Source organism: Pseudomonas sp. CLCA07, from assembly GCF_053615335.1.
Genome location: NZ_CM132131.1, coordinates 4,985,660 through 4,993,696 on the forward strand (window position 1 = coordinate 4,985,660; position 8,037 = coordinate 4,993,696).

7 protein-coding genes are annotated in these 8,037 nt (G+C 59.4%); 3 read left to right on the forward strand and 4 right to left on the reverse strand.

Going from position 1 to position 8,037, the window contains the following annotated elements; all coding sequences use genetic code 11:
* Positions 1-51: 51 nt before the first annotated feature.
* Genes atuC through ACWGZX_RS22995 form a run of 3 tightly spaced genes read right to left on the reverse strand, consistent with a single transcriptional unit; the run spans position 52 to position 4,344 of the window.
* Positions 52-1,668: a geranyl-CoA carboxylase subunit beta gene (atuC, locus tag ACWGZX_RS22985; RefSeq protein ID WP_452625542.1), complete on the reverse strand. Its 1,617-nt coding sequence runs from the start codon at positions 1,666-1,668 to the stop codon at positions 52-54.
* A gap of 3 nt (positions 1,669-1,671) precedes the next feature.
* Positions 1,672-2,541: an SDR family oxidoreductase gene (locus tag ACWGZX_RS22990; RefSeq protein ID WP_452625543.1), complete on the reverse strand. Its 870-nt coding sequence runs from the start codon at positions 2,539-2,541 to the stop codon at positions 1,672-1,674.
* Between the two features lie 12 nt (positions 2,542-2,553).
* A complete protein-coding gene (locus tag ACWGZX_RS22995) occupies positions 2,554-4,344 on the reverse strand; it encodes an acyclic terpene utilization AtuA family protein (RefSeq protein WP_452625544.1) in 1,791 nt (596 codons plus the stop codon).
* Between the two features lie 190 nt (positions 4,345-4,534).
* Between ACWGZX_RS22995 and ACWGZX_RS23000 the strand changes: the two genes are divergently transcribed.
* The 3 genes from ACWGZX_RS23000 (at position 4,535) to ACWGZX_RS23010 (ending at position 7,162) form a co-directional block, all read left to right on the forward strand.
* On the forward strand, positions 4,535-5,161 hold the full coding sequence (locus tag ACWGZX_RS23000) for a TetR/AcrR family transcriptional regulator (RefSeq protein ID WP_223519277.1): 627 nt from the start codon (positions 4,535-4,537) through the stop codon (positions 5,159-5,161).
* A 92-nt stretch (positions 5,162-5,253) separates the two neighbouring features.
* Positions 5,254-6,048: a substrate-binding periplasmic protein gene (locus ACWGZX_RS23005; protein WP_452625545.1), complete on the forward strand. Its 795-nt coding sequence runs from the start codon at positions 5,254-5,256 to the stop codon at positions 6,046-6,048.
* A 100-nt stretch (positions 6,049-6,148) separates the two neighbouring features.
* On the forward strand, positions 6,149-7,162 hold the full coding sequence (locus tag ACWGZX_RS23010; RefSeq protein ID WP_452625546.1) for a GNAT family N-acetyltransferase: 1,014 nt from the start codon (positions 6,149-6,151) through the stop codon (positions 7,160-7,162).
* A 154-nt stretch (positions 7,163-7,316) separates the two neighbouring features.
* Here the strand turns inward: ACWGZX_RS23010 and ACWGZX_RS23015 are convergent, their stop codons facing one another.
* Positions 7,317-7,865: an RNA polymerase factor sigma-70 gene (locus ACWGZX_RS23015; protein WP_223519282.1), complete on the reverse strand. Its 549-nt coding sequence runs from the start codon at positions 7,863-7,865 to the stop codon at positions 7,317-7,319.
* Between the last annotated feature and the right edge of the window lie 172 nt (positions 7,866-8,037).

Below are 8,037 nucleotides of genomic sequence, written 5' to 3' on the forward strand. Positions count from 1 at the left end.
TGATCGTTCCCACGCTCGGCGTGGGAATGCAGTCTTAGACGCTCTGCGTCGTCAAAATCTAGCGACGCCAAAACTGTTGGTTTGCAGCGGCCGCACATCGGCCTCGTGACAGATATCCAGCAAGTAGCCGAGCAATGTCCGGGTGTCCCGTGGATCGATCAACCCGTCGTCCCACAAATTGGCACTGCCATAGAGGGCGGTGGACTGACTGTCGAGTTTCTGCGCGGTGACCTGTTCGAGCATGTCGAGCATTTTCGGGTCCGGCACCAGACCGTCCTTGAGCTGTTTGGCTTCGGTGACGATTCGCAGCACCTTGCCGGCCTGAGCGCCGCCCATCACAGCGGTGCGACTGTTGGGCCAGGCGAAGATGAAACGCGGGTCGAGGCCGCGGCCGCACATGGCGTAGTTGCCAGCACCATAGGAGCCGCCGACGACAATCGTCAGTTTCGGCACCCGCGCGTTCGCCACCGCTTGAATCATCTTCGCGCCGTGCTTGATCACGCCTTGTTGTTCCGACTCGGTGCCGACCATGAACCCGGTGGTGTTGTGGAAAAACAGCAGCGGCGTCTGACTCTGGTCGCAGAGCTGGATGAACTGCGCGGCCTTGCTGGCGCCCTTGGGCGTGATCGGGCCGTTGTTGCCGATGAAGCCGCAGGCACGTCCCTGAATTTTCAGTTGGCCACAGACGGTCTGCTGATCGAACTCGCCTTTGAATTCGAGGAAGTTCGAACCGTCGGCGATACGGGCAATGATGTCGCGTACGTCATAGGGTTTTTTCGGGTCATCGGGGATCAGGCCCAGCAGCTCGTCGATGGGGTAGAGCGGTTCTTCCCAGCGATGTTCCGGGCGCCAGGGCAACTGATCGTTCCACGGCAGCAGGCTGACGATTTCGCGCACTTGGCGTACGCCGTCGGCATCGTTCTCGGCCAGGTACTCGGCGGTGCCGGCAGTTTGTGCATGCATCTCGGCGCCGCCGAGCTCTTCGTCGGTGGCGACTTCACCGGTCGCCGCTTTCAGCAGTGGCGGGCCGGCGAGAAACAGCTTGGCCTTGCCGCGCACGACCACCACGTAATCCGACAATCCCGGCTGATAAGCGCCGCCCGCGGTGGCAGAGCCATGCACCACGGTAATCTGTGGCAGACCCATGGCCGACATCCGCGCCTGATTGGCAAAGCTGCGCGCGCCTTCGACGAAGATGTCCGCGGCGTAATTCAGGTTGGCGCCGCCGCTTTCGGCGAGGGTGATCACTGGCAGTTTGTTTTCCATGGCGATCTGTTGCAGGCGCAGGGACTTTTTCAACCCGCTGGGGGAAATGGTGCCGCCCTTGATCGCGCTGTTGTTCGCCACCACCAGCACCCGTACGCCGGACACGTAACCGATCCCGGCGATCAAACCGCCCCCGGCCGCACTGCCGTCCTTGTCGTCGTGCAGCTTGTAGCCGGCCAGACTCGCCAGTTCGAGGAACGGCGCGCCGGGGTCAAGCAGCAGGTTGAGGCGCTCGCGCGGCAGCAGTTGCCCGCGCTTGTCGAATTTTGGTTTGGCTTCGGCCGCCTTGTTCAACAGGTTTTGTTCGAGCTGGCGAACGTGTTCGATCACGGCCAGCATCGCTGCGCGGTTCTGGGCGAACTGCGCGCTGAACGGGTCCACTTGCGACTGAATCACCGGCATGGCTTATTCCTTGTCCTGAAGCACGTCTGGCAAATAGGCTCGGTGAAAACCGTTATACGATTCGCTGTTCGTAGCCTTGTGGATCGGCCAGGCGCGTCCGCCAAGGCTGGCGGCGCCGTCGATGCGCAAGGTACTGCCGCTGACAAACGCCGCTGCCGGGCTGAGCAGGAACACAATCGCCGCACTGATTTCCGATTCGGTGCCGATGCGTTTGAGCGGCACGTGTTCGCGCAAGGTTGGAATCACCGCTTTGAAGGCGCCTTCATAAGTGTCCATGCCGCTGGACGCGACCCAACCTGGCGCCACCGCGTTGACCCGGACTCCGGCGTAACCCCATTCAAAGGCGGCGGTCTTGGTCAGGTTATCCATGCCCGAGCGCGCGGCGCCCGAATGCCCCATGCCGGGCATGCCACCCCACATGTCCGCGAGCATGTTGACGATGGCGCCGCCATGCTTGCTCATGGATTGGTTGAATACTTCCCGGGCCATCAGGAAACCGCCCACCAGATTGGTGCGCACCACGGTTTCGAAACCTTTCTGATTGATAGAGGCCAGCGGCGCAGGAAATTGCCCGCCGGCGTTGTTGACCAGCCCATGTATCGGCCCGTGTTTGCGAATCAGCTCGCTGATCAGGTGCTTGACCGCTTCTTCCTCGCGAATATCGCAGACCGCCCAATCAGCTTTGCCACCGTCTTCGGCAATCTCGACAGCGACGCCTTTCAACTTGTCGGCCTTGCGCCCGACCAACAGCACATGCGCGCCGAGCGCCGCCAGTTCATGGGCAGTGCAACGGCCGATGCCGCTGCCGCCACCGGTGACAATGATGGTTTGGCCTGCAAACAAATCGGCTTTGAAAATCGAATCGTAAGCCATGGCAACAGTCCTCTAGTTGACTTGGTCGGCGATGCGCTGAGGCACCGGAATCTGGATCTCCAGCAGCTGCTGGGCGAAGGCTTTGCCTTGCGGGTCGATCCGCAGGCTGGCCACGCCACCGCCGCCGAGGGCGTTTTCCAGTAGAAAATTAAGGCTGTGGGTGCCGGGCAGATACCAGCGTCCGACACGCCCGTGAACGGGATCGAGGACGTGGCTCATCCAGTCGACAATGACCTCCGGCGTCAGCGCTTCGGCGATCCACGGCAGGTACTCGGGCTCGCGAGCCATGACCCCGATGTTGCTGTGATTGCCCTTGTCGCCAGAGCGGGCGACCGCCAGTTTGATCAGGGCCACGCTGGCGTCGGCGCGGTCTGTGGGCTGCGGTGGGTCGAACGGGACAGGCAAGTCATCCGGGTCGAGCACATCGACGGCGGGCAGGGCGCAAGCGTGACGCTGGCCGTTGAAATTAATGTCCAGCGTGCAGGCGGTTTTGTCGATAAGGAAGGAGAACAGCCGGATCAGCGGATACACCGTTGGCCGCCCTCCGACGATCCCGGTCAGCCCTGGCGCCATGCCCGTTGCGGCCTGGGCGATTTCCCGGGAGAACACGATCAAAGCTTGTTTGCTCGGGTGGCGCACGGCAAGTTTGATCACCACTTCGCGGCTGTCCTGACGCTGGCCATGGGGGCCGTACGTGGCCTCGCTGCCCAGCAGTTCAATGTTCACTTCGCTGTACGGCGCCCAGCCGCGCTGGCTGAAGATCTCCGAGGTCTTGTTGATGATCGCTTCGCTGACCCGCCGCGCCTTGTCGACAGCATCGATGCCCGCGATCAGGCAACTGGCGGTGCAGCGAAAACCGTCCAGATACGTCGCGCTGACCTTGTACTGATCGGTCGGCGGCAGGCCTTTGGCACCGTGCACCTGAACTGCGTTTTTGCCCTGTTGCTGAAGTTTGACCTGAGTGAAATCGCAGACCACATCGGGCAGCAAGTAAGCTCGCGGATCGCCGATTTCATACAGCATTTGCTCGCCGACGGTCAGTGGCGTGACCAGGCCGCCGGAGCCTTCAGGTTTGCTGACGATGAACTGGCTGTCGGCGCTGACCTCAACGATGGGGAAACCGATGTGTTCGTAATCGGGCACCTCGCGCCAGTCGGTGAAATTGCCGCCGGTGCATTGAGCGCCGCATTCGATGATATGGCCGGCGAGCGCGGCCTGTGCAAGTTTGTCGTAGTCGTGCCAGGACCAGCCGAATTCATGCACCAGCGCAGCGCTGACCACGGCGCTGTCGACCACGCGCCCGGTGATGATGATGTCCGCGCCCAGGCGCAAGGCTTCGACGATGCCTGGCGCACCGAGGTAGGCGTTGATCGAGACGCACATAGGCGGCAAGGGGGCGCCGCTGAACATTTCATGGAGGCCAAGGCTGCTTAGCTGTTTGAACTGCGGTTGCAGGTCATCACCCAGCAACACCGCGATTTTCAGCGCCACCCCGGCCTTGTCGCAGGCCGATTGCAGCGCGGCGGCGCAGGCCAAAGGGTTGACGCCTCCGGCGTTGCTGATGACGCGGATCTTCTGTTCTGCGAGTTGCCCCAACAACGGGCTGAGGACCTCAATGAAGTCGCCCGCATAGCCGGCCTGTGGGTCTTTCATCCTCGCGCCGGCCATGATCGACATGGTGATTTCGGCCAGATAGTCGAAGACCAGATAATCCAGACGCCCACCTCCCACCAGTTGCGCAGCGGCAGTTGAGGTGTCGCCCCAAAAGGCGCTGGCGCAGCCGATGCGAATCGTTTTAGGCACAGTCAACTCCATAGCCACCTCCCACTGAAGTGAATCGAGACTACCAAGCAAGCGCTTGGTTTGTAAATGCCTGAGATATCTTCTGCCCGAGCGCTTGCTAGGTTGTCGTCGCCAGCTTAAATTGCCCGCGCAACCCCGCAGTTTTAGCGGCAAGCGGTGTATTTGATTGATCGACTGTAGGAGAGAACGGGTGGACGAGCAAAAAGCCCTGAGGGTCATGCGCGAATTGGTCGACAACGGCCAATTGACCGACCCGGACAGCGCCCGCGGCAAACTGCTGCAAGTGGCGGCTCACCTGTTCCGCAATAAAGGTTATGAACGCACCACCGTACGCGATTTGGCGGGTGCGGTAGGCATTCAGTCAGGCAGCATTTTTCATCACTTCAAAAGCAAGGACGAAATCTTGCGCGCCGTGATGGAAGAGACCATCCGCTACAACATGGCATTGATGCGTGCAGCCCTCGATGAGGCCAACACTGTGCGCGAACGTGTGCTGGCGCTGATTCGCTGCGAATTGCAGTCGATCATGGGGGGGCGCGGCGAAGCCATGGCGGTGCTGGTCTATGAATGGCGCTCGTTGTCCGAAGACGGGCAGGCGCAGGTGTTGGCATTGCGTGATATTTATGAAGACATTTGGCTGCAGGTGTTGGGTGAAGCCAAAGAGGCGGGTTTTATTCGCGGTGATGTGTTCATTACGCGTCGCTTCCTGACGGGCGCGTTGTCCTGGACCACCACCTGGTTTCGCGCAGGCGGCAGCATGAGCCTCGATCAATTGGCCGATGAAGCCTTGATTCTCGTACTGGAAGAAAAGCAATAAGGTTGTGCCCGTCTAAGGGAACTGGCTAAGTGGCCGAAACCGCCTAGCTTGAATGCATTGATGTGTATTTTTTCAGGGAGTGCGTTGTTTTGATGTCTTCGCCAATCCGGACTGCTTCACGGTTATTGCTGGCATCGCTTACGACGCTTTGGGTATTGCCGTCCCACGCTGCGCAAACGGTTCGGGTGGGTGCCGCCCACTTTCCGCCCTATGCCATCCGCCCGGAATCCGGTGTCGACACGGGTCTGCTGCCACAATTGGTCGAGGCTTTGAATCGCCTGCAAAGCGATTATCAGTTTGTCCTGGTGCCCACTTCCATTCCCCGGCGCTTCGGTGATTTGACGCAGGGCCGGGTCGACATGGCGATTTTTGAGAACCCGAACTGGGGCTGGCAAGATATCCCGCATACCACTGTCGACATGGGCCTGGAAGACGCCGAGATCTTTGTCGCGCAACGCCTGCCGGACCGCCAGCAAAACTACTTTGCCGACCTTGGCGGCAAACGACTGGCCCTGTTCAGTGGCTATCACTACGAGTTCGCCCATTTCAATGCCGACTCGAAATTCCTCGCGCAAAACTACAACGCTACGCTGACCTATTCCCACGACAGTAACTTGCTGATGGTGTTGCGCGGGCGGTCTGACATTGCCCTGGTGACGCGCTCGTACCTGAGCGATTACCTGTTGCGCAACGAGAAAGTCGCCGATCAACTGCTGGTGTCTCAGCGCATCGATCAGGTCTATCACCACTACGCAATCCTTCGTCCCGCTGCGCCCATCAGTGATGAGGCGTTCGGTAAGTTGCTGCAAGGATTGCGGGATAACGGACAGATGCTGAAGATCTTCGATCCGTACAAAATTGCCGTGGTGCCGGTGCCCGGTAGCTGAAATCGCACCACAAGTCGCGTATTGAGCGACTTTCCTTAAATTTCCTGCCCCTGCACACGTCACTTCGTTGAACTGTCGACGATTATCGTGAGCCCGACCCATGCCCGATTTGAATGTTCTGACTGACCTGGCCTTGCCATCCGAAGGGATGCTTGTCGCGGATGAAACCGAAAGCCGCCTGCACTTGCATCTGGAAGGGCAGCCATTGATCCAGCTGCGCCTGACCCGTGAGCCCGAGTTGCAGGTGCAAGTAGAAGAATACTTTGGCCATCCCGTCGAACAGGCCATCCGGATGGCCTGTTATTGGCTGTTTGCCCGTGATCCAGCCTGCCAGCGCCTGACCTGGCAACTCGATGAAATTCCCACACAGGCCCTGCTCAGCGGCTTGCTGATTCCCGGCGAAGTCGTCGGCCAGTATGACTGCTTACGCACACTGTTCTGGCAATTGCCTCAGCCATGGCTGGGCGAGTTGCTTCCTTCCAGTTATCCACAACACAAGGTCATCAGCGGTGGCAAACGCCATCCGTTGCGCCCGCTCAAGCCGTGCGGTGAAGTCTATCGGCGTTTTGACGCGCGCCTCGGTGCCTGGATTTCCCTGCGCACGGTGGACATTGAACAGGACCTGGAGCGTTTCAATCGCTGGCAGAACAACCCGCGCGTAGCGAGTTTCTGGCAGGAGGAGGGCAGTCTCGAACAGCATCGCGACTACCTGAGCAAGCTGGCGGCGGACCCGCACACGGTGACTTTGATCGGCTGTTTCGATGACCAGCCGTTTGCCTATTTTGAAGCGTATTGGGCCAAGGAAGATCGCATCGCACCGTTCTATGACGCCGGCGATTATGACCGTGGCATTCACATGCTGGTGGGTGAAGAAAACCACCGTGGTCCACACAAAGTGGCGAGCTGGTTATCGGCGCTGGTGCATTACCTGTTTCTCGACGATCCGCGCACGCAACGGGTGGTGGCCGAACCTCGTGCCGACAACGCCAGGATGATCGGGCACATGCAGGGGCAGGGCTTTTACTGCGAGAAAGAGTTCGACTTTGCGCATAAACGCGCGGCGTTGATGGTGTTGGGGCGGGAGCGGTTTTTTGATCGGTGCCGGTTGGCTTGATGCTTTAAGTTCAAGTCTTCTTGCGGTCTTGAGTGCCCCTTCGCGAGCAGGCTCGCTCCCACATTGGATCTGCTGTGAACACACAATCTGTGAACACTGAGGCTTTTTTGTGGGAGCGAGCCTGCTCGCGAATGGGGGCGCCGCAGATTTCAGACTAACGACGAGCAAAGGTATCCGCACGACTCCCCGATACCTTGCGGCAGTGCACCAGCGCATCGCGAATCATGAAATTCACCAGGGTCGGCGAAACACCGAGTTCCTTGGCAATGTCCTTTTGCGGCACCCCATGCAGGCGATACATCTCGAAGGCGTAGCGGGTACGGCTCGGCAGCTCTGTCAGCGCATCGGCAATATGCTCAAGAGTCGAGAAATTGATGTGCGAGGTTTCGGGTGAGGCACCTTGAATCACCACGTTCAGACCTTCCTCTTCAGGGCCGGAGTACTTTTGCTCCAGCGCCTGCTTGCGGTAGTGGTCGATCGCCAGGTTGCGCACGATCTGGAACAGATAGCTGAGCTGTGCCTTGAACGAGGACGTGATGGGCGGCGCGGATTGCAACCGGAAAAAAGCATCCTGTACCACGTCTTCTGCGCGTGACCTGCAACCGGTAATGCGGGCTGCAATCTTGACCAGAATCAGTCGATTGTCGACGAACGCTTGAAGTAGCGGTGAATCGCACCTGCTTGTGGATACTGGTTCCATCATGGAAATCACCCTGCTGCAATAAGGTTGGCGGGACGACTCGCAACCTGAGTCGCCCTGCACGTCGAGCGACAAATTATGTTGAATGATAATTATTGTCAATTGAGAAATAGAACTAATGCGCCTCCGTGGTGCAAAGTGCGAACTACCGCACGTCGATGCCCTTGTATGCAGC

Bases quoted from the DNA above. Each gene is read 5' to 3' on its own strand.
- atuC (WP_452625542.1), bottom strand. From the start codon at position 1,668: ATGCCGGTGATTCAGTCGCAAGTGGACCCGTTCAGCGCGCAGTTCGCC.
- ACWGZX_RS23010 (WP_452625546.1), top strand. From the start codon at position 6,149: ATGCCCGATTTGAATGTTCTGACTGACCTGGCCTTGCCATCCGAAGGG.
- ACWGZX_RS22990 (WP_452625543.1), bottom strand. From the start codon at position 2,541: ATGGCTTACGATTCGATTTTCAAAGCCGATTTGTTTGCAGGCCAAACC.
- ACWGZX_RS23015 (WP_223519282.1), bottom strand. From the start codon at position 7,865: ATGATGGAACCAGTATCCACAAGCAGGTGCGATTCACCGCTACTTCAA.
- ACWGZX_RS23005 (WP_452625545.1), top strand. From the start codon at position 5,254: ATGTCTTCGCCAATCCGGACTGCTTCACGGTTATTGCTGGCATCGCTT.